Here is an 18,827-nt window from a genome sequence, read left to right on the forward strand (position 1 = left end):
CTCAGTCCCACCAGAACCCTCAGTGGCCGCATCCGGTGACGGCCTCGTCGGCGTAGGCGCGGATGCTGCCGGAGCCCTGCCAGATGTTGTCGGGCGAGAAGGCGAAGTGCTCCGCCGCGACGGGCAGGGCGCGGGCGGTCGTGGGCGGCGGGAGCGCCACCGACAGGTGGAGCTCGTCGAATCCGAGGGCGACGAGCCGGGCGCCGAAGCGGTCCTCCCAGGACCGGAGCACCACGCTGATCAGGGCGGTGTCGTTCTCATAGTTGGTCGGGCCGCCCCAGCCCAGCACGGTGGGTGCGTCGGCTCCGCGGCCGGCGGGGACCAGCGCGAGCCGGGGCGTCGGAAGGTGTCCTTGCTCGATGAGCTCGTCCGCCAGCTCACAGGCCGCGGCCTGTGGATCCGGGACGTCGGGACCGTCCGGCGGGCCGGCCACCGCGAGCCCGGGCCAGTCCCTGCCGAAGGGCGCGATGATCTCCTCGCCCTCCTCCCTCTCCTCGGGGTCGGGCACCACCCTGCTCCAGAACTCGCGCAGCACGGGCTCGACGTGGTGGTCGTCCGGGTCGGACATCCGCTCCGGCACACACTCCCCGTCCTGCCACCAGCGTTCCAGCCCGGGGCGGTCCTGCAGCAGCACTGCCTGCAGTCCGGCGGCCGCGAGCTGCGGGCTGCGGTGCGCGGCGAGCGCGCCCACGCCCACGGCGTCTGCGGACACCCACACCAGCGGCTCGGGCTCCTTGCCCCACCGGCGCCGCCCGGACCTCCGCACGACCCCACCCGGCGGCAGGTCCAGCCCCAGGGAATGCCCTTGGGGATCATCGGCCAGGACGGACAGCGGATCGTGCTTCTTCGGGGGCTTCACCATGCGGCGACGCTAACGGCGCCCACTGACAACGCGCCCCGTCCGGCGGGGCCGGCCGGGGCTTCGCCGTGGCTGCGCAGCAGGGGCGTCAGTGCAGGCCCGCCGCGTGGAGGAGGTACGCCACCATCGGGTCGTAGTAGCGCGGGTCGCGGACGTGGTCGTCCAGCGGGACGGCGACCTGGAGGGTGCCCTCGGCTTCGCCGAGGAAGAGGGCCGGGTCGTTGCAGTCCGCGTAGCCGACCGCGTCCAGGCCGCGCTGTGCCGCGCAGCCCGCCCAGCCGTGGTCCGCGACGACCAGGTCCGGCTGGGGGCGCTGCTCCGCCGTGAGGGCGTCCAGGATCGCCGCCATCGGGGCCGGGGAGTGGGTGTGCCACAGCGTGGCGCCGCGTTCCAGGACCGCGACGTCCGCGAACTGCCACACCGAGCCCTCGTCCGCCGTCAGGCCCTGCGGGATCACGACGATCTCGCAGCCCGCCGCGCGCAGGGCCGCCGCCGTGGCCCGGTGGACGTCCAGCAGGCCGCCCGGGTGACCGGTGGCGAACAGCACGCTCTGCCGGTCGGCCGCCGCCTTGCGCAGGCGCGCGGCCAGCCGGTCCAGGCCGGCCACGGTCAGTTCGGGGTCGATGGTGTCCTGGCCGTAGCGGAAGCCGGGGTCGTCCACGACGCCGCAGCGCTCCGCCATCACGGCGAGCACGTCCTGCTCGTCGGCCCAGCGGTCGCCCAGTTCCAGGCCGAGCCAGTAGTGCCGGTCGCCGTTGGCGAGCTTGCGGTAGTGGGAGAGGTTGTTCTCGCGCGGCGTCGCGACCTGCCCCGCGATCCGCGTGCGGACCAGATGGTCGACGAGTTCGGCGCGGGTGGGTACGGACGTCTCTATCGGCTTCGGCATGCGGGCCATTCTGCCGCCGCCGGGCCGGAGGCGGCGCGTCCATTCCGGTCGGCGGACGCCCCGGGTCATGCCGACAGCGCCCCGAAGGCCCCGTGCGCGAGCCTGCGCAGCAGCGACTCCACGGCCTCCCGGCCGAGGGCGGCCAGGTGCGGGGTGGAGTTGAGCAGGCCGAAGACCGCGTGCACGGCCACCCGTACCTCCGCCTCGCCCACCTCGGGGTGCAGTTCCCGTACGACCTCCACCCACAGCTCCACGTACTGGCGCTGGAGCTGCCGCACGAGCTTGCGGTCGGCGTCCCGCAGCCGGTCGAGCTCCCGGTCGTGGAGGGTGATCAGCGCCCGGTCGTCGAGCGCGAAGTCGATGTGGCCGTCGATGAGGGAGGACAGGACCCGGCCCGGGTCTCCCGCCGCCTCCGCCACCCGGTGGCGGCCGCCGGTGAGCAGCCGTTCGCTGATGCCGACGAGCAGCTCGGCGAGCATGGCGTCCTTGCCCGCGAAGTGCCGGTACAGGCCGGGGCCGCTGATGCCCACGGCGGCCCCTATCTCGTCGACGCCGACGCCGTGGAACCCGCGCGCGGCGAAGAGGCGGGCGGCCTCGCTGAGGATCTGCTCGCGTCGGGTCGGGGCGGCCGCTCTGGTGGTCATGGGAAACCATTCTAGACAGGGCCGTTAGCGGTCGTTAACCTAAAGCTCAGAAGCGTTAACGCTCATTAACAGCGTGACAGCGTGTACCGAGCAAGTGGAACGAGCAAGGGAGCTCGACCGATGCAGCAGGCACCAGTGCTGACGAGCGCCGCGGACCCGGCGTCCGAGGCCTGGCGGACCAACGAGGCCGCCCACCGCGAGCTGACCGAGGGCCTGCGCGCCCGGCTCGACGCGGCCCGGCTCGGCGGCGGTGAGAAGGCCCGCGCCCGCCACACCGCCCGCGGGAAGCTCCTCCCGCGCGACCGCGTGGACGCCCTCCTCGACCCGGGCTCGCCCTTCCTGGAGCTGGCACCGCTGGCCGCCGAGGGCATGTACGGGGGCTCCGCCCCCGCCGCCGGGGTCATCGCGGGCATCGGCCGGGTCAGCGGCCGCGAGTGCGTGATCGTCGCGAACGACGCCACCGTCAAGGGCGGCACGTACTACCCGATGACCGTGAAGAAGCACCTGCGCGCCCAGGAAGTGGCCCTGGAGAATCGTCTCCCCTGCCTCTACCTGGTCGACTCCGGCGGCGCCTTCCTGCCCATGCAGGACGAGGTCTTCCCGGACCGCGAGCACTTCGGCCGGATCTTCTACAACCAGGCGCGCATGTCGGGCGCCGGCATCCCGCAGATCGCCGCCGTCCTCGGCTCCTGCACCGCGGGCGGCGCGTACGTCCCGGCCATGAGCGACGAGGCCGTCATCGTCCGCAACCAGGGCACGATCTTCCTCGGCGGCCCGCCGCTGGTGAAGGCCGCCACCGGTGAGGTGGTCACGGCCGAGGAGCTCGGCGGCGGCGAGGTTCACTCCCGCGTCTCCGGCGTGACCGACCACCTCGCGGAGGACGACGCGCACGCTCTGCGGATCGTACGGAACATCGTGGCGACCCTGCCCGGGCGCGGGGCCCTGCCCTGGTCGGTCGAGGCCCCGGAGGAGCCGAAGGTGGACCCGGCCGGGCTGTACGGCGCGGTCCCGGTCGACTCGCGCACCCCCTACGACGCCCGCGAGATCATCGCGCGGGTCGTGGACGGCTCCCGCTTCCAGGAGTTCAAGTCCGAGTTCGGCCAGACTCTGGTCACCGGCTTCGCCCGGATCCACGGACACCCGGTCGGGATCATCGCGAACAACGGCATCCTGTTCGCCGAGTCCGCGCAGAAGGGCGCGCACTTCATCGAGCTGTGCGACCAGCGCGGCATCCCGCTCCTCTTCCTCCAGAACATCTCGGGCTTCATGGTCGGCCGCGACTACGAGGCGGGCGGCATCGCCAAGCACGGCGCCAAGATGGTCACGGCCGTGGCCTGCGCCCGGGTCCCGAAGCTGACGGTGGTGGTAGGCGGCTCGTACGGCGCCGGCAACTACTCGATGTGCGGCCGGGCGTACTCGCCCCGCTTCCTGTGGATGTGGCCCAACGCCAAGATCTCCGTGATGGGCGGCGAGCAGGCGGCCTCGGTCCTCGCGACGGTCAAGCGCGACCAGATCGAGGGCGCCGGCCAGGAGTGGCCGGCCGAGGACGAGGAGGCCTTCAAGGCCCCGGTCCGCGCCCAGTACGAGGAGCAGGGCAACGCCTACTACGCCACGGCGCGGCTGTGGGACGACGGGGTCATCGACCCCATGGAGACCCGGCAGGTGCTGGGACTGGCCCTGACCGCGTGCGCGAACGCCCCGCTGGGCGACTCGGGCTTCGGCATCTTCCGTATGTGACGTGAGGACCTCACTGATGTTCAGCACTGTTCTGGTCGCGAACCGCGGCGAGATCGCGGTCCGGGTCATCCGCACCCTGCGGGAGCTCGGCATCCGCTCCGTGGCCGTCTTCAGCGACGCGGACGCGGACGCCCGCCACGTACGGGAGGCCGACACGGCCGTCCGCATCGGCCCGGCGGCGGCCGCGGAGAGCTACCTGTCGGTGGAGCGGCTGCTGGATGCCGCGAAGCGGACGGGCGCCGAGGCCGTCCACCCCGGCTACGGCTTCCTCGCGGAGAACGCCGCCTTCGCGCAGGCCTGCACGGACGCCGGGCTGGCCTTCATCGGGCCGCCCGCCTCCGCCATCTCCCTGATGGGAGACAAGATCCGCGCGAAGGAGACGGTGAAGGCGGCGGGCGTGCCCGTGGTGCCCGGCTCCTCGGGCAGCGGGCTGACCGACGCCGAACTCGTCGCGGCCGCCTCGGAGATCGGCATGCCGGTCCTGCTGAAGCCCTCGGCGGGCGGCGGCGGCAAGGGCATGCGCCTGGTACGGGACGAGGCGGTGCTGGCCGAGGAGATCGCGGCGGCCCGCCGTGAGGCCCGCTCGTCCTTCGGGGACGACACCCTGCTGGTCGAGCGGTGGGTGGACCGGCCCCGGCACATCGAGATCCAGGTGCTGGCGGACGCCCACGGCAACGTGGTCCACCTCGGCGAGCGCGAGTGCTCGCTCCAGCGCCGGCACCAGAAGGTCATCGAGGAGGCCCCCTCGGTCCTGCTCGACGAGAAGACCCGCGCGGCGATGGGCGCGGCGGCGGTCGACGCGGCCCGCTCGTGCGGGTACGTCGGTGCGGGCACGGTGGAGTTCATCGTCCCCGGCGGCGACCCGTCCTCTTATTACTTCATGGAGATGAACACCCGCCTCCAGGTCGAGCACCCGGTGACGGAGCTGATCACGGGCCTGGACCTGGTGGAGCTCCAGCTGCGGGTCGCCTCCGGCGAGGCGCTGCCCGTCACCCAGGACGAGATCCGGCTGACCGGGCACGCCATCGAGGCCCGCGTCTGCGCGGAGGACCCGGCGCGCGGCTTCCTGCCGTCCGGCGGGACCGTCCTGGCCCTGTCGGAGCCCGCGGGCGGTGCGGTCCGCACGGACTCCGGCCTGACGGCCGGCGTGCCGGTGGGCTCGACGTACGACCCGATGCTGTCGAAGGTCATCGTCCACGGACCCGACCGTGCCACCGCACTGCGCCTGCTGCGCGGGGCCCTGGCCGACACGGTGATCCTGGGCGTCCAGACGAACGCCGGCTTCCTGCGGCGCCTGCTCGCCCACCCCGATGTGGTGTCGGGCGACCTGGACACCGGGCTGGTCGAGCGCGACCTCCCGTCCCTCCTGCCGGAGGGGGTCCCGGACGAGGTGTACGCGGCGGCGGCGCTGCTGGCGGGCACCGCGCCGGAGCCGCGGGCGGCGGGGTGGGTCGATCCGTTCGACGCCGCCAACGGCTGGCGCCTCGGCGGCACCCCCGCCTGGACGGTCCACCACTTCCGCCTCCCGGGCCAGGAGCCGGTGGAGGTCCGCACCCGCCCCCTGGGCGGGGACACCGAGGTCCTCGTTTCCGGCCCCGCCGGGACAGATTCAGCCTCGCCGGCGATTGAGGCGCGGGGGTCCGGGGGCGGCGCACCGGCCCGCGGCCGGACGGTCAGCCGCACCCCCGACACCGTCACCGTCGAACTCGACGGCGTCACCCACCGCTTCAGCCACGCCACCTCCCCGGAGGGGATCTGGCTCGGGCGGGACGCCGACAGCTGGCACGTCCAGCGCCACGACCCGGTCGTCGCGAACCTCAGCGGCGCCGGCCGGGCCGGCGCCGACACCCTCGCCGCCCCCATGCCCGGCACTGTCACCGTCGTCAAGGTGGCCGTCGGCGACAAGGTCACGGCCGGTCAGAGCCTGCTGGTCGTCGAGGCGATGAAGATGGAGCACGTCATCTCCGCCCCGCACGCCGGCACGGTCACCGAGCTCGACGTCTCCCCCGGCACCACCGTCGCCATGGACCAGGTCCTGGCCGTCGTCACCCCGGACGAGGAGGAGAGCGCGTGATCGGGCTGCCCATGAGCGTCCCGGCCCCCGGCCTGCCGGCCCGGGTCCGCATCCACGAGGTCGGTGCCCGCGACGGCCTGCAGAACGAGAAGACGGCCGTCCCCACGGAGGTCAAGGCGGAGTTCGTCCGCCGCCTGGCCGCCTCCGGCCTGACCACGATCGAGGCCACCAGCTTCGTGCACCCCAAGTGGGTGCCCCAGCTGGCCGACGCCGAGCAGCTCTTCCCGCTGCTCGCCGACGTGGACGCCGCGCTGCCCGTCCTCGTGCCGAACGAGCGCGGCCTGGACCGCGCGCTCGCGCTCGGGGCCACCCGTATCGCGGTGTTCGGCTCGGCCACGGAGACCTTCGCCTCCCGCAACCTCAACCGCACCGTCGCCGAGTCCCTCGCGATGTTCGAGCCGGTCGTGGCCCGTGCCAGGCAGGGCGGGGCGCACGTGCGCGGCTATCTGTCCATGTGCTTCGGCGACCCCTGGGAGGGCGCCGTCCCCGTCCACCAGGTCGTCTCCGTGGCCAAGGCCCTGCTCGACCTCGGCTGCGACGAGCTGAGCCTCGGCGACACGATCGGCGTCGCCACCCCGGGCCATGTCCAGGCCCTGCTGTCCGCGCTGAACGAGGCCGGTGTCCCCACCGACCGCATCGGCGTGCACTTCCACGACACCTACGGCCAGGCCCTGTCCAACACCCTCGCCGCGCTCCAGCACGGCGTGACCACCGTCGACGCCTCCGCGGGCGGCCTCGGCGGATGCCCGTACGCGAAGAGCGCCACGGGCAACCTCGCGACCGAGGACCTGGTGTGGATGCTCGACGGTCTCGGCATCGAGACCGGGGTCGATCTGGCCGCCCTCACCGCCACAAGCGTGTGGATGGCCGAACAGCTGGGGCGCCCCAGCCCCTCCCGTACCGTCCGCGCCCTCTCCCACAAGGAGTAGTCACACCATGTCCCTCGACCACCGGCTCACCCCTGAGCACGAGGAACTCCGCCGTACTGTCGAGGCGTTCGCCCACGACGTCGTCGCCCCGAAGATCGGCGACCTGTACGAGCGGCACGAGTTCCCCTACGAGATCGTCGCCGAGATGGGCCGCATGGGCCTGTTCGGCCTGCCCTTCCCGGAGGAGTACGGCGGCATGGGCGGGGACTACCTCGCCCTGGGCATCGCCCTGGAGGAGCTGGCCCGCGTCGACTCCTCGGTCGCCATCACCCTGGAGGCCGGGGTCTCCCTCGGCGCCATGCCCCTCTACCTCTTCGGCACCGAGGAGCAGAAGCGGGAGTGGCTGCCGAAGCTGTGCTCCGGCGAGGTGCTGGGCGCCTTCGGCCTGACCGAGCCCGGCGCGGGCTCGGACGCCGGCGGCACCCGTACGACCGCCGTCAAGGACGGCGACGAGTGGGTCATCAACGGCTCGAAGTGCTTCATCACCAACTCCGGTACGGACATCACCGGCCTGGTCACCGTCACGGCCGTGACCGGCCGCAAGGCGGACGGCCGCCCGGAGATCTCCTCGATCATCGTCCCGTCCGGCACGCCGGGCTTCACGGTGGCCGCCCCCTACTCCAAGGTGGGCTGGAACTCCTCGGACACCCGTGAGCTGTCCTTCGACGGCGTACGGGTCCCCCTGGCCAACCTGGTGGGCGACGAGGGCCGCGGCTACGCCCAGTTCCTGCGGATCCTCGACGAGGGCCGGATCGCCATCTCCGCGCTCGCCACGGGCCTCGCGCAGGGCTGTGTGGACGAGTCGGTGAAGTACGCCAGGGAGCGTCACGCCTTCGGCAAGGCGATCGGCGACAACCAGGCCATCCAGTTCAAGCTGGCGGACATGGAGATGCGCGCCCACATGGCCCGCATCGGCTGGCGCGACGCGGCCTCCCGGCTGGTGGCCGGCGAGCCGTTCAAGAAGGAGGCGGCGATCGCGAAGCTGTACTCCTCCACGGTGGCCGTGGACAACGCCCGTGACGCGACGCAGATCCACGGCGGGTACGGCTTCATGAACGAGTACCCGGTGGCGCGCATGTGGCGCGACTCCAAGATCCTGGAGATCGGCGAGGGCACCAGCGAGGTCCAGCGCATGCTGATCGCCCGCGAGCTGGGCTTCGGCGGCTAGTCCAAGGGCCCGCGCGAGCGCGGGTGATGGGAGGGGGCCCGAAAAAACTAAGGGCCCCCTTACCGTTTTCGGCCAAGGTTAGGCTAACCTTCCCCACGAACGGCACGCTGGTGGCCGCCCCGGTACGCACGAAAACGGACATCGACTATGCCCAAGTCCCGCAGCTCCTCCTTCACCCGTCGCGGCTTCATCGCCGCGGGCGGCGCCCTCGGTCTCGTCGCCACGCTCGCCGCGTGCGGCGGCGCCGACACGGCGAAGGGTGACGGCGACAAGGGCAGCTCCGCGTCCGCGTCCTCCGGTGCCTGGAGCTTCAAGGACGACCTCGGCAAGGACGTCAGCACCAAGTCCACGCCGAAGAACATCGTCGCCTTCACCGGCACCGCCGCCGCGCTGTACGACTACGGCGTCTCGGTCAAGGGCGTCTTCGGCCCGACCAAGACCGCCGACGGCAAGCCCGACGTCCAGGCCGGCTCGATGGACATCTCCAAGGTCGAGATCCTCGGCAACGTCTACGACGAGTTCAACGTCGAGAAGTACGCCGCCCTCCAGCCCGACCTGCTCGTCACCAACACCTGGGACGGCTCCTACTGGTACGTGCCCGAGGCCTCCAAGGACAAGATCCTGAAGGTCGCCCCGGCCGCCGCGATCGGCGTCGGCGGCAACGTGTCCATGGACAAGGCCCTGGAGCGCACGGCGGACCTCGCCAAGTCGCTGGGCGCCGACATGAACGCCAAGGCCGCCGTCGACGGCAAGGCCCGCTTCGAGGCCGCGTCCGCCAAGGTCCGCGAGGCCGTCAAGGCCAACCCGGGCATCAAGGTCCTGGTCGGCTCCGGTTCCGCCGACCTGTTCTACGCCTCCACCCCGGACACTTCGGCCGACCTGAAGTACTTCAAGTCCCTGGGCGTCGAGTTCATCACCCCGGAGAAGCTCGACGAGGGCGGCTTCTTCGAGAGCCTGAGCTGGGAGAACGCCGGCAAGTACAAGGCCGACCTGGTCCTGCTCGACAACCGCACCGGCACCCTGCAGCCGGAGGAGCTGAAGGCCAAGGCCACCTGGGCCGAGATGCCCGCCGTGAAGGCCGGCCAGATCGCCCCGCGCACCACCGAGCCGATCTTCTCGTACGACAAGTGCGCGCAGATCCTCGAGGACTTCGCGAAGGCCCTCCAGAACGCCAAGAAGGTCTCCTGACCCACGCGCGGCGCCCGGTGACCCCGGGCGCCCGCCTCCAGGGCGTGTCCTCGGACACGCCCTCGGGCACGTCCGAGGCCGTACCGACTCCCAGGGGGACCTTCGCATGACCGCCACCGCGTCCGACGCCCCGGCCGTGGCGCACTTCCGCTTCTTCACGCTCGAAGTGCTCCGCACGCGCCGCCTGGGCCACTCGTTCCTGCGGGTCACGTTCGGCGGGGAGTCCCTCGCGGGCTTCCGATCGGGCGGCTTCGACCAGAGCCTGTCGCTCTTCCTGCCCCCGTCCGGCCAGGAGCACACCGTGCTCCCGTCCACGGACGAGGACACCTGGTTCGCCGCCTGGCGCGGCATGCCGGACGAGGAGCGGCCGGTGATGCGCTCCTACACCGTGCGCGAGCAGCGCCGTGACGACGCCGGCGCGGTCGAGGTCGACATCGACTTCGTCCTGCACGGGGACTCCTCCCCCGCCTCCCACTGGGCCGGGCGCGCGAGCGCCGGCCGCCGGATCATGGCGATCGGCCCGGCCGTCGCCGAGAACAAGTCCGTGCGCTTCCAGGCCCCGGCCGGCACCGACGCGGTCTGGATGTACGCGGACGAGACCGCCCTGCCGGCCGCGGCCGCGATCCTGGACCGGCTGCCGGCGGGCACCCGGGTCCGGGCCTGGTTCGAGGTCCCGCACGAGGACGACCGCCTCGCACTCGACACGCTCGCCGACGCGGACATCACGTGGATCGTGCGCGAGGGCGACGGCCGGGAGCGGACCGGGCGGGTGCTGGAGGCGGTCCGCGCGGCGCAGCCGCCGGTCGCCGAGGCCCCGTACGTGTGGCTGGCCGGCGAGGCCGGCACCGTTCGCGCGGTGCGCCGCCACTTCGTGCAGGAACGATCCGTCGACCGCCGCTCGGTGCGCTTCACCGGCTACTGGCGGCTCGGCGCGAGCGAGGAGCAGCTCCTCGCCGAGGCGTATGCGGGCAAGGCTCCCAGCGAGGACCCCGCGTCCGAGCTGTAGTCAGCTCCGCTTCCCTCCACAGCAGTTCGAGATGGGCCCTGGTCGAACCCAGGGTCCATCTTCATTTGGCCATTCCGCTTAGGTTAGGCTAACCTAAACATCACACACCCCACCCTCCCCTTCTCCCCCCTGCCCGGAGGAAAGTTGATGCGCCAGCATCTGCTGAACGAGACGACCGCGGATATCTACCGTCGTTCTGTCACCGAGGGCGTCGACCGCGTCGCCGCCAAGCTCGCCACCACCGAACGGCCCCACACCGGTATATCCGTCGACGAACTCGCCCCGGTCATCAACGGGATCGACCTCGATGCCCCGCTCGGCGACTCCTCCGCCGCGCTCGCCGAGCTGGAGGACGTCTACCTCCGCGACGCCGTCTACTTCCACCACCCGCGCTACCTGGGCCACCTCAACTGCCCGGTAGTCATCCCCGCGGTGGTCGGCGAGGCCGTCATGGCCGCCGTCAACTCCTCCCTCGACACCTGGGACCAGTCCATCGGCGGCACGCTCATCGAGCGCCGCCTCATCGACTGGACCACGCGCCGCATCGGCCTCGGGGAGAAGGCGGACGGCATCTTCACCTCCGGTGGCAGCCAGTCCAACTTCCACGCCCTGCTGCTGGCCCGCGACGAGGCCTGCCGCATCGTCATGAAGCGCGCCATGGGCGCCGGAATCGGCCTGACCAAGGCCGAACTCCTCCCGAAGCTGCGCATCTTCACCTCCGAGGCCAGCCACTTCAGCGTGCAGAAGTCGGCCGCCATGCTCGGCCTGGGCTACGAGGCCGTCATCTCCGTACCCGTGGACCGCAACCGGCGGATGGACACCTCCGTCCTCGCGCTGGAGCTGGAGAACTGCGCCGCCGAGGGCCTCTTCCCCATGGCCGTCGTCGCCACCGCCGGCACCACCGACTTCGGGTCCATCGACCCGCTCCCCGAGATCGCCCGCCTGACCGCCGAGCACTCCGCGTGGATGCACGTGGACGCCGCCTACGGCTGCGGACTGCTGGTCTCCCCCACCCGCCGGCACCTCCTCGACGGCATCGAGCACGCCGACTCGGTCACGGTCGACTACCACAAGTCGTTCTTCCAGCCCGTGAGCTCCAGCGCGATGCTGGTCCGCGACCGCGACACCCTCAAGCACGCCACGTACCACGCGGACTACCTCAACCCGCGGCGCATGGCCGAGGAGCGGATCCCGAACCAGGTCGACAAGTCCATCCAGACCACACGGCGGTTCGACGCCCTCAAGCTCTGGATGACGCTGCGCATCATGGGCGCCGACGGCATCGGCTCGCTCTTCGACGAGGTCATCGACCTCGCGGCCGCCGGCTACGGCGTGATCACGGCCGACCCGCGCTTCGAGGTCGTCGTCGAGCCGCAGATCTCCACCCTGGTCTTCCGCTTCCTGCCCGGCGACGACGTTCCCGCGGAACTCCTCGACGAGGCCCAGCTCCACGCCCGCAAGGCGCTCTTCGCCTCCGGCGAGGCCGTCGTCGCGGGCACCAAGGTCGACGGGAAGCAGTACCTGAAGTTCACCCTCCTCAACCCGCAGACCACGACGGCCGACATCGCTGCCGTCCTCGACCTCCTCGCCGCACACGCCGAGCAGTTCCTGGGAGAATCCCTTGCCGTCCACCACTGAGCCCCTCGACTTCATCGGCATCGGCCTCGGTCCCTTCAACCTGGGACTGGCCTGCCTGACCGCGCCGATCGACGAGCTGAGCGGCCTGTTCATCGAGTCGAAGCCGCACTTCGAGTGGCACGCGGGGATGTTCCTGGACGGCGCACACCTGCAGACGCCCTTCATGTCGGACCTGGTCACCCTCGCCGACCCGACGTCGCCCTTCTCCTTCCTGAACTACCTGAAGGACCAGGACCGGCTGTACTCCTTCTACATTCGGGAGAACTTCTACCCGCTGCGCGCCGAGTACAACGACTACTGCCGCTGGGCCGCCGACCGCCTCGACAACGTCCTGTACTCGACCTCCGTCACCGAGGTCACCTACGAGGAGCGGGCCGGCGTCTACGAGGTCCGCACCGACAAGGGCGAGACCCACCGCGCCCGCCGCCTGGTCCTGGGCACCGGCACCTCGCCGCACGTCCCGGAGGCCTGCGCCGGCCTCGGCGGCGACTTCCTGCACAACTCCGCCTACATGCCGAACAAGGCGGAGCTGCAGAAGAAGAAGTCCATCACCCTGATCGGCTCCGGCCAGAGCGCCGCGGAGCTCTACTACGACCTCCTCGCCGAGATCGACGTGTACGGCTACCAGCTCAACTGGGTCACGCGCTCCCCGCGCTTCTTCCCGCTGGAGTACACGAAGCTGACGCTGGAGATGACCTCCCCCGAGTACGTGGACTACTTCCACGCCCTCCCGGAGGACACCCGCTACCGGCTGGAGACCCAGCAGAAGAACCTCTTCAAGGGCATCGACGGCGACCTGATCAACGCCATCTTCGACCTGCTCTACCAGAAGAGGATCTCCATGCCGGGCGCCGTGCCGACGACCCTGCTGACCAACACCTCGCTGAACAGCACGGCCTACGACACCACCGCGGGCACCTACACCCTCGGGCTGCGCCAGGAGGAGCAGGAGCGGGACTTCTCCCTCACCACCGAGGGCCTGGTCCTGGCCACCGGCTACAAGTACCGGACCCCGGACTTCCTCGACCCGGTGCGCGACCGCCTCAACTTCGACGGCCGCGGGCGCCTGGACGCCGCCCGCAACTACAGCGTCGACACCACGGGCCGCGGGGTGTACCTCCAGAACGGCACCACCCACAACCACTCCCTGACCTCCCCCGACCTGGGCATGGCCGCGTACCGCAACGCGTACATCGTCGGTGAGCTGCTCGGCCGCGAGTACTACAAGGTCGAGAAGTCCATCGCGTTCCAGCAGTTCGCCGCCCCGGAAGGCACCCACGCATGAGCACCACCGACACCCTCTACTCCCGGACGGACGCGGTCCTCGGGGACTTCGCGATCCGCCCGCTGGACCCCTTCGCCGACGCGGAGCTGCTGCACGGCTGGGTCACGCACCCCAAGGCCTCGTTCTGGATGATGCAGGACGCCTCGCTGCCGGACGTCGAGCGCGAGTACATGCGCATCACGGCCCACGAGCACCACCAGGCCTACATCGGCCTGCACGAGGGCCGTCCCGCCTTCCTGATGGAGACCTACGACCCGAGCGAGCTGGAGCTGGTCGGCCTGTACGACGCCCGGCCCGGCGACGTCGGCATGCACTTCCTGGTCGCGCCCAGCGACCGGCCGCTGCACGGGTTCACCCGCGCGGTCATCACGACCGTCATGGCCGCGATCTTCGCCGACCCGGCCACCGTCCGCGTCGTGGTCGAGCCGGACGTCGCCAACACCGCCGTGCACGCGCTGAACGAGGCCGTCGGCTTCCGGCCGGAGCGGCAGGTCACCAAGCCGGAAAAGGAAGCGCTGCTGAGCTTCTGCACCCGCGAGCAGTTCGAGGCCGCCACCGGCATCGCCCAGGGGGCGTCGATATGAGGCTCTCCGACGCCGTCTCCCACCTCTCCCCCGAGCTGTGGGACCGCGCCAACCGCGCCCTGGTCCGCAAGGCCCTCGCCGAGTTCGCGCACGAGCGCCTGCTGACCCCCGTGTCCCTCGGCGGCGACCGCTACTCGGTCGTCTCCGACGACGGCGCGGTGGAGTACCACTTCGACGCCTCCCGCCAGGTCCTGGACCACTGGTCGGTGGACGAGGTCACCATCACCCGGCTGCGGGACGGGCAGTCCCTGCCGCTGGACGCCATCGACTTCCACATCGAGTTCCAGCAGACCCTGGGGCTGAGCGCGGAGGTCCTGCCGGTCTACCTGGAGGAGATCTCCTCCACGCTGGCGGGCTCGGCCTTCAAGTACACCAAGCCGCAGATCCCCGCCGACGTGCTGGCCAAGTCCTCCTTCCAGGACATCGAGACCGGCATGACCGAGGGCCACCCCTGCTTCGTCGCCAACAACGGCCGGCTCGGCTTCGGCGTGCACGAGTACCACGCGTACGCCCCGGAGGCCGCGAGCCCGGTCCACCTGATCTGGGCGGCCGCGCACAAGGACGTCGCCACCTTCACGGCGGGCGCCGGCCTGGAGCACGACAGCTTCATGCGCGCCGAGCTGGGCGACGCCGCCGTGGACCTGTTCGCCGCGAAGCTGCGCTCCCTGGACCTGGACCCGGCGGACTACCTGCTCTTCCCGGTCCACCCCTGGCAGTGGTGGAACAAGACCACGATCACCTTCGCCGCGGAGATCGCGGGCCGCCGCCTGGTGCTGCTCGGCGAGGGCGAGGACGCCTACCTCCCGCAGCAGTCGATCCGTACCTTCTTCAACACCACCACCCCGACGAAGTACTACGTCAAGACGGCCATCTCCGTCCTGAACATGGGCTTCATGCGGGGCCTCTCGGCCGCCTACATGGAGGCCACCCCCGCCATCAACGACTGGCTGCACCAGCTGATCGAGTCCGACGAGGTCCTGCAGGCCGTCGACTTCTCGATCATCCGCGAGCGCGCGGCCATCGGCTACCGGCACCTGCAGTACGAGCGCGCCACCGACCGCTACTCGCCGTACCGCAAGATGCTGGCGGCCCTGTGGCGCGAATCCCCGGTGAACTCCCTCGGGGACGGCGAGCGCCTGGCCACCATGGCCTCGCTCCTCCACGTGGACGCCGAGGGCAAGTCGTTCGTCGGCGCCCTGATCGAGGAGTCCGGCCTCACCGCGGCCGAGTGGCTGAAGCCGTACCTGCGCGCCTACCTGCTGCCGCTGGTGCACTGCTTCTACCAGTACGACCTCGCGTACATGCCGCACGGCGAGAACACCATCCTGGTCATCAAGGACGGCGTCGTCCAGCGTGCGATCTTCAAGGACATCGCCGAGGAGATCGTCATCATGGACGCGGACGCGGTGCTGCCGCCCGCGGTCGAGCGGATCCGGGCGGACGTCCCGGAGGACATGAAGCTGCTGTCGATCTTCACCGACGTCTTCGACTGCTTCTTCCGCTTCCTGTCCTCCATCCTCGTCACGGAGGGCATCTGCACCGAGGACACCTTCTGGCAGGCCGTGGCCGACTGCGCCCACGACTACCAGGACTCCATGCCGGCCCTCGCGGAGAAGTTCGAGCGCTACGACTTCTTCGCGGAGGAGTTCCAGCTGTCCTGCCTCAACCGCCTCCAGCTGCGCAACAACAAGCAGATGGTCGACCTCTCCGACCCGTCCGCCGCGCTCCAGCTGATCGGCAACCTCAAGAACCCCGTCGCGGCCTTCGCCCGGCGGTGAGACACGGGGCGGGGCGGGCGTCGGGACGGTCCCTCGGCACCCGCCCCGCCCCGCCAGTGTGACGGCGCGACCGCGAAGTCAAAGGCCCTCTTCGCGGTCGCGCCTTCGCCATGTCCGCGGCCGGGACCCGGGGCTCACCGCGCCCACGGAACGTCCGGGGCGCGGAAGTAGCCGATGCCCCGGGCGTCCAGGCGGGGCGCCTGCGCGGCGAGGCGGCGGCCGTACGTGGTCCAGTCGAGGGCGGCCGCCGGGGACCAGCCCAGCTCCGCCAGGCCCAGTACCCGCGGGAACGCCATCAGCTCCCACTCGGCCCGCGTCGCGACGTTCTCCGTCCACAGCGGGGCCTCCACCCCGAGCACCGCGGACTCCGCCACCCCGGCCAGGTAGGCCCCCGGGTTCCAGGAGTACGACCGCGCCACCGGGACGTAGCCCGCCCAGGACAGCCCCGGCTTCGTCGCCGCCTCGTACTTCATGTCCAGGTACACCCGGTCCGCCGGGGACAGGATCAGCGGGTGCCCCGCCTTCGCGGCCGCCGTCACGGCCGACCGGTCCGCGGCGGAGGTCCTGTCGTGGCCCCAGTACTGCAGGACCGCGCCCGGCGCCGGCCGCGCCGACGCCAGCTGGTGCCAGGCCACCACCGTCTTCCCGTGGCGGCCCACCACCTCCTGCGCCCGGTCCATGAAGGCCGCGTAGTCCGCCGCCGGGGTCGCGTGCGCCTCGTCTCCGCCGATGTGCAGGTAGCGGCCGGGCGTGAGCTCCGCCAGCTCGCCGAGCACGTCGTCGACGAACTCGTACGTCCGCTCCTTCGCCACGCACAGCGAGCTGAAGCCGACCTTGATCCCGGTGTACCGGGGCGGCGCCTTCCCGTCGCAGTTCAGCTCGGCGTAGGAGGCCAGGGCCGCGTTCATGTGCCCCGGCATGTCGATCTCGGGGACCACGTCCACGTACCGCTCGGCCGCGTACGCGACCAGCTCGCGGTACTCGTCCTTGGTCCAGTGGCCGCCGGGGCCGCCGCCGACCTCGCCGGCGCCCCCGTACTGCGCCAGCCGCGGCCAGGAGTCGATCGCCAGGCGCCACCCCTGGTCGTCGGTGAGGTGCAGGTGGAGCGTGTTGATCTTGTACTGGGCGAGCTGGTCCACGTACCGCTTCACCTGCTCCACCGTGAAGAAGTGCCGTGCGATGTCGACCATGGCCCCCCGGTAGGCGAAGCGCGGCCGGTCGGTGACCGTGCCGCCCGGTACCGTCCCGGGCCCGGCCACCGGCACCAGCTGGCGCAGGGTCTGCCCCGCCCGGAAGAGGCCGGCCGGGGTCCGCGCGACGAGGTCGACCCCGCTCGGCCCGGACGTCAGCCGGTACCCCTCCTCCCCCACCCCCTCGGCCCCCGCGTCGATTTTGAGCCGGATTCCGTCCCCCCGCGCCCCCTCGACCACCGGCAGCGGCAGCCCGCTCGGGCCGCGCAGCTGCTCCGCGAGGAGTTCGCCGACCCGGCGGACCTCCTCGCCCGCGCCCGGCCCCGTACGCACGACCGTGGCGGGCCCGAAGGAGTAGCCGGGGCCCGCGGCGCGCGCGGAGACCGGCGCCGGCAGGAGCCGTTCGAAGGGGGCGAGGACGGCGGGCGGGTCGTCACCGGCGCTCGCGTCGTCGCCGCGGGCGGCGGTGCAGGAGACGGCACCGAGGACGAGGAGGGTGCCGAGCGCGCGTCGCAGGACTCTCATGTGCCCAGGTATAGGCCAACTGGCCTGCCGTGTGCGGTGGGAGAATCGCCGAATGGCGGAAATCATCCAGAAGGACGGAACCTGGACGTTCGACGGCGACGCGGTGCGCATCGTGCCCGGCCGGGACAAGGGGGTGGGTCTGCTGCGGCAGACCCTGGGCGAGGTGGTCGTGCCGTTGCGCGCGCTCGCGGGGGTCAGTTACGAGCCGGGCCGCAAGGCCGGGCGGCTGCGGCTGCGGCTGCGCGAGGGGGCGGACCCGCTGACGCAGGTGACGGGCGGTCGGCTGCCGGAGGCATCCGACCCGTACCGGCTGAGCGTGGAGCCGGACCGCACGGGGGTCGCGGAGTACTTCGTGGACGCGGTGCGCAACGCGCTGCTGCTGGAGCAGGTGGATCCGGGCCCCTCGGCGACCTACCTGCTGCCCGGCCCCGCCGTGCCGATGGCAGTGGGCGCGGGCGACGGGACCGTCACCTTCGACGGCGACCGGATCGCACTGGAGTGGAACTGGACGACCGAGGAGGCCAAGCGCTCCGGGGGGCCGCGCGAGTTCCGGGTGACGGATCTGCGGACGGTGGAGTGGGCCCCGGCGAAGGGGCTGGAGAACGGCTGGCTCCGCTTCAGCCTGACCGGTGCCGCGCAGCCCGCCGCGCCCAAGTACGACCCGTACACGGTGGAGCTGTTCGGCTTCAAGAAGGACCCGCTGATGGCGCTGGTCGCCGCGGCGGTGGCGCTGCGGCTGCCGCACCCGGCCGCGCCGGCGCAGGAACGGGCCGTCGAGGACGCCCCGCCGAAGGAGCTCGCCGCGCCGGCCGGCGGCGCCGGGGAGGACCACGACGCCCTGCTGCGGAGGCTGCGGGAGCTGGGAGAGCTGCACCAGGCGGGAGTGCTCACGGCCGACGAGTTCGCCGCGGCGAAGCAGTCCGTTTTGCGCAGATTCTGACCGGATGCACCCATTCCACTGGTCCAGACCAGAAGGATCCTGCCCGGAATCGGGCAGGATCTTTGCGTTGGGCGACTGAAGACGTCACTATCTACGGGTGCTCGACCGCCGCCCGTCCTATGACGACCTCGTCGAACACCTGGTGCGCAGCACCTCGCTGCAGCGGGGCGAAGCGGCCCGGGTGGTCCTCGACGTGCTCGCCTACTTCGACGAGACGACGGAGGACTTCGTCCGCCGCCGCCACCGCGAACTGCAGGCCGGCGGAGCCGTGAACGCGGAGATCTTCGAGCGGATCGCGGCCGAGCTGCCGCACCGCGCGGTGGCGCCTCCGGAGCTCTCGCTCCGGCAGCTGCGCCGCATCGTCTACGGCTGACCGGCCGCCGCAGGAGCGGCCGC

At 71.6% G+C, this 18,827-nt stretch carries 16 protein-coding genes; 12 read left to right on the plus strand and 4 right to left on the minus strand.

The features are described from left to right. Nucleotides 1–19: 19 nt before the first annotated feature. The 3 genes from E6U81_RS30980 to E6U81_RS30990 all read right to left on the minus strand — a co-directional run bounded on the left by E6U81_RS30980 (nucleotide 20) and on the right by E6U81_RS30990 (nucleotide 2,389). Nucleotides 20–862 (minus strand): DUF4253 domain-containing protein, encoded by an 843-nt coding sequence (locus tag E6U81_RS30980; protein WP_136233348.1) that lies wholly within the window; start codon nucleotides 860–862, stop codon nucleotides 20–22. A gap of 85 nt (nucleotides 863–947) precedes the next feature. Then, nucleotides 948–1,754, minus strand: a complete 807-nt coding sequence (locus E6U81_RS30985; RefSeq protein ID WP_136233349.1) for a phosphatase — start codon at nucleotides 1,752–1,754, stop codon at nucleotides 948–950. A gap of 56 nt (nucleotides 1,755–1,810) precedes the next feature. Next, the gene (locus E6U81_RS30990) at nucleotides 1,811–2,389 is read right to left on the minus strand and encodes a TetR/AcrR family transcriptional regulator (protein WP_136233350.1); all 579 of its coding nucleotides are present in this window, start codon (nucleotides 2,387–2,389) and stop codon (nucleotides 1,811–1,813) included. A gap of 120 nt (nucleotides 2,390–2,509) precedes the next feature. On the opposite strand from E6U81_RS30990, the gene E6U81_RS30995 reads away from it, so the two are divergent. The 10 genes from E6U81_RS30995 to E6U81_RS31040 all read left to right on the plus strand — a co-directional run bounded on the left by E6U81_RS30995 (nucleotide 2,510) and on the right by E6U81_RS31040 (nucleotide 15,776). Beyond that, on the plus strand, nucleotides 2,510–4,126 hold the full coding sequence (locus tag E6U81_RS30995; RefSeq protein WP_136233351.1) for a carboxyl transferase domain-containing protein: 1,617 nt from the start codon (nucleotides 2,510–2,512) through the stop codon (nucleotides 4,124–4,126). 16 nt (nucleotides 4,127–4,142) lie between these two features. Next, nucleotides 4,143–6,200: an acetyl-CoA carboxylase biotin carboxylase subunit gene (locus E6U81_RS31000; protein WP_136233352.1), complete on the plus strand. Its 2,058-nt coding sequence runs from the start codon at nucleotides 4,143–4,145 to the stop codon at nucleotides 6,198–6,200. 11 nt (nucleotides 6,201–6,211) lie between these two features. Further along, nucleotides 6,212–7,129 (plus strand): hydroxymethylglutaryl-CoA lyase, encoded by a 918-nt coding sequence (locus E6U81_RS31005; protein ID WP_136233387.1) that lies wholly within the window; start codon nucleotides 6,212–6,214, stop codon nucleotides 7,127–7,129. Nucleotides 7,130–7,136: 7 nt separating this feature from the next. Continuing rightward, complete coding sequence (locus E6U81_RS31010; RefSeq protein WP_136233353.1) at nucleotides 7,137–8,297, plus strand: acyl-CoA dehydrogenase family protein; 1,161 nt, start codon at nucleotides 7,137–7,139, stop codon at nucleotides 8,295–8,297. A 147-nt stretch (nucleotides 8,298–8,444) separates the two neighbouring features. Next, nucleotides 8,445–9,485 (plus strand): ABC transporter substrate-binding protein, encoded by a 1,041-nt coding sequence (locus E6U81_RS31015; protein ID WP_136233354.1) that lies wholly within the window; start codon nucleotides 8,445–8,447, stop codon nucleotides 9,483–9,485. Nucleotides 9,486–9,591: 106 nt separating this feature from the next. Further along, a complete protein-coding gene (locus tag E6U81_RS31020; RefSeq protein WP_136233355.1) occupies nucleotides 9,592–10,491 on the plus strand; it encodes a siderophore-interacting protein in 900 nt (299 codons plus the stop codon). Nucleotides 10,492–10,638: 147 nt separating this feature from the next. Continuing rightward, nucleotides 10,639–12,129 carry an aspartate aminotransferase family protein gene (locus E6U81_RS31025; protein WP_136233356.1) on the plus strand — a complete coding sequence of 497 codons (1,491 nt, stop codon included), beginning with the start codon at nucleotides 10,639–10,641 and terminating at the stop codon, nucleotides 12,127–12,129. Continuing rightward, nucleotides 12,113–13,414, plus strand: coding sequence for a SidA/IucD/PvdA family monooxygenase (locus E6U81_RS31030; RefSeq protein ID WP_136233357.1), 1,302 nt, complete (start codon nucleotides 12,113–12,115; stop codon nucleotides 13,412–13,414). Before E6U81_RS31025 ends, E6U81_RS31030 begins: the two co-directional genes overlap by 17 nt. Further along, on the plus strand, nucleotides 13,411–13,998 hold the full coding sequence (locus E6U81_RS31035; RefSeq protein ID WP_136233358.1) for a GNAT family N-acetyltransferase: 588 nt from the start codon (nucleotides 13,411–13,413) through the stop codon (nucleotides 13,996–13,998). The genes E6U81_RS31030 and E6U81_RS31035 overlap by 4 nt, the downstream gene beginning before the upstream one ends. Then, entirely contained in the window at nucleotides 13,995–15,776 is a 1,782-nt protein-coding gene (locus E6U81_RS31040; protein WP_136233359.1) for an IucA/IucC family siderophore biosynthesis protein, read from the plus strand. The genes E6U81_RS31035 and E6U81_RS31040 overlap by 4 nt, the downstream gene beginning before the upstream one ends. 134 nt (nucleotides 15,777–15,910) lie before the next feature. Here the strand turns inward: E6U81_RS31040 and E6U81_RS31045 are convergent, their stop codons facing one another. Then, entirely contained in the window at nucleotides 15,911–17,491 is a 1,581-nt protein-coding gene (locus tag E6U81_RS31045) for a beta-N-acetylhexosaminidase (protein WP_136233360.1), read from the minus strand. Nucleotides 17,492–17,543: 52 nt separating this feature from the next. Here E6U81_RS31045 and E6U81_RS31050 point away from each other — a divergent pair, with 52 nt between their 5' ends. Both E6U81_RS31050 and E6U81_RS31055 read left to right on the plus strand, forming a co-directional pair. Beyond that, nucleotides 17,544–18,431 (plus strand): DUF4429 domain-containing protein, encoded by an 888-nt coding sequence (locus tag E6U81_RS31050; protein WP_136233361.1) that lies wholly within the window; start codon nucleotides 17,544–17,546, stop codon nucleotides 18,429–18,431. Between the two features lie 97 nt (nucleotides 18,432–18,528). Further along, nucleotides 18,529–18,804, plus strand: a complete 276-nt coding sequence (locus tag E6U81_RS31055; RefSeq protein ID WP_030025937.1) for a hypothetical protein — start codon at nucleotides 18,529–18,531, stop codon at nucleotides 18,802–18,804. Nucleotides 18,805–18,827 lie beyond the last annotated feature (23 nt).

The organism is Streptomyces sp. A0592, from assembly GCF_004795115.1.
GTDB lineage: Bacteria > Actinomycetota > Actinomycetes > Streptomycetales > Streptomycetaceae > Streptomyces > Streptomyces erythrochromogenes.

Bases quoted from the DNA above. Each gene is read 5' to 3' on its own strand.
- E6U81_RS31000 (WP_136233352.1), top strand. From the start codon at position 4,143: ATGTTCAGCACTGTTCTGGTCGCGAACCGCGGCGAGATCGCGGTCCGG.
- E6U81_RS31020 (WP_136233355.1), top strand. From the start codon at position 9,592: ATGACCGCCACCGCGTCCGACGCCCCGGCCGTGGCGCACTTCCGCTTC.
- E6U81_RS31010 (WP_136233353.1), top strand. From the start codon at position 7,137: ATGTCCCTCGACCACCGGCTCACCCCTGAGCACGAGGAACTCCGCCGT.
- E6U81_RS30995 (WP_136233351.1), top strand. From the start codon at position 2,510: ATGCAGCAGGCACCAGTGCTGACGAGCGCCGCGGACCCGGCGTCCGAG.
- E6U81_RS30980 (WP_136233348.1), bottom strand. From the start codon at position 862: ATGGTGAAGCCCCCGAAGAAGCACGATCCGCTGTCCGTCCTGGCCGAT.
- E6U81_RS30990 (WP_136233350.1), bottom strand. From the start codon at position 2,389: ATGACCACCAGAGCGGCCGCCCCGACCCGACGCGAGCAGATCCTCAGC.
- E6U81_RS31045 (WP_136233360.1), bottom strand. From the start codon at position 17,491: ATGAGAGTCCTGCGACGCGCGCTCGGCACCCTCCTCGTCCTCGGTGCC.
- E6U81_RS31025 (WP_136233356.1), top strand. From the start codon at position 10,639: ATGCGCCAGCATCTGCTGAACGAGACGACCGCGGATATCTACCGTCGT.
- E6U81_RS31015 (WP_136233354.1), top strand. From the start codon at position 8,445: ATGCCCAAGTCCCGCAGCTCCTCCTTCACCCGTCGCGGCTTCATCGCC.
- E6U81_RS31040 (WP_136233359.1), top strand. From the start codon at position 13,995: ATGAGGCTCTCCGACGCCGTCTCCCACCTCTCCCCCGAGCTGTGGGAC.
- E6U81_RS31005 (WP_136233387.1), top strand. From the start codon at position 6,212: ATGAGCGTCCCGGCCCCCGGCCTGCCGGCCCGGGTCCGCATCCACGAG.
- E6U81_RS31050 (WP_136233361.1), top strand. From the start codon at position 17,544: ATGGCGGAAATCATCCAGAAGGACGGAACCTGGACGTTCGACGGCGAC.
- E6U81_RS30985 (WP_136233349.1), bottom strand. From the start codon at position 1,754: ATGGCCCGCATGCCGAAGCCGATAGAGACGTCCGTACCCACCCGCGCC.
- E6U81_RS31035 (WP_136233358.1), top strand. From the start codon at position 13,411: ATGAGCACCACCGACACCCTCTACTCCCGGACGGACGCGGTCCTCGGG.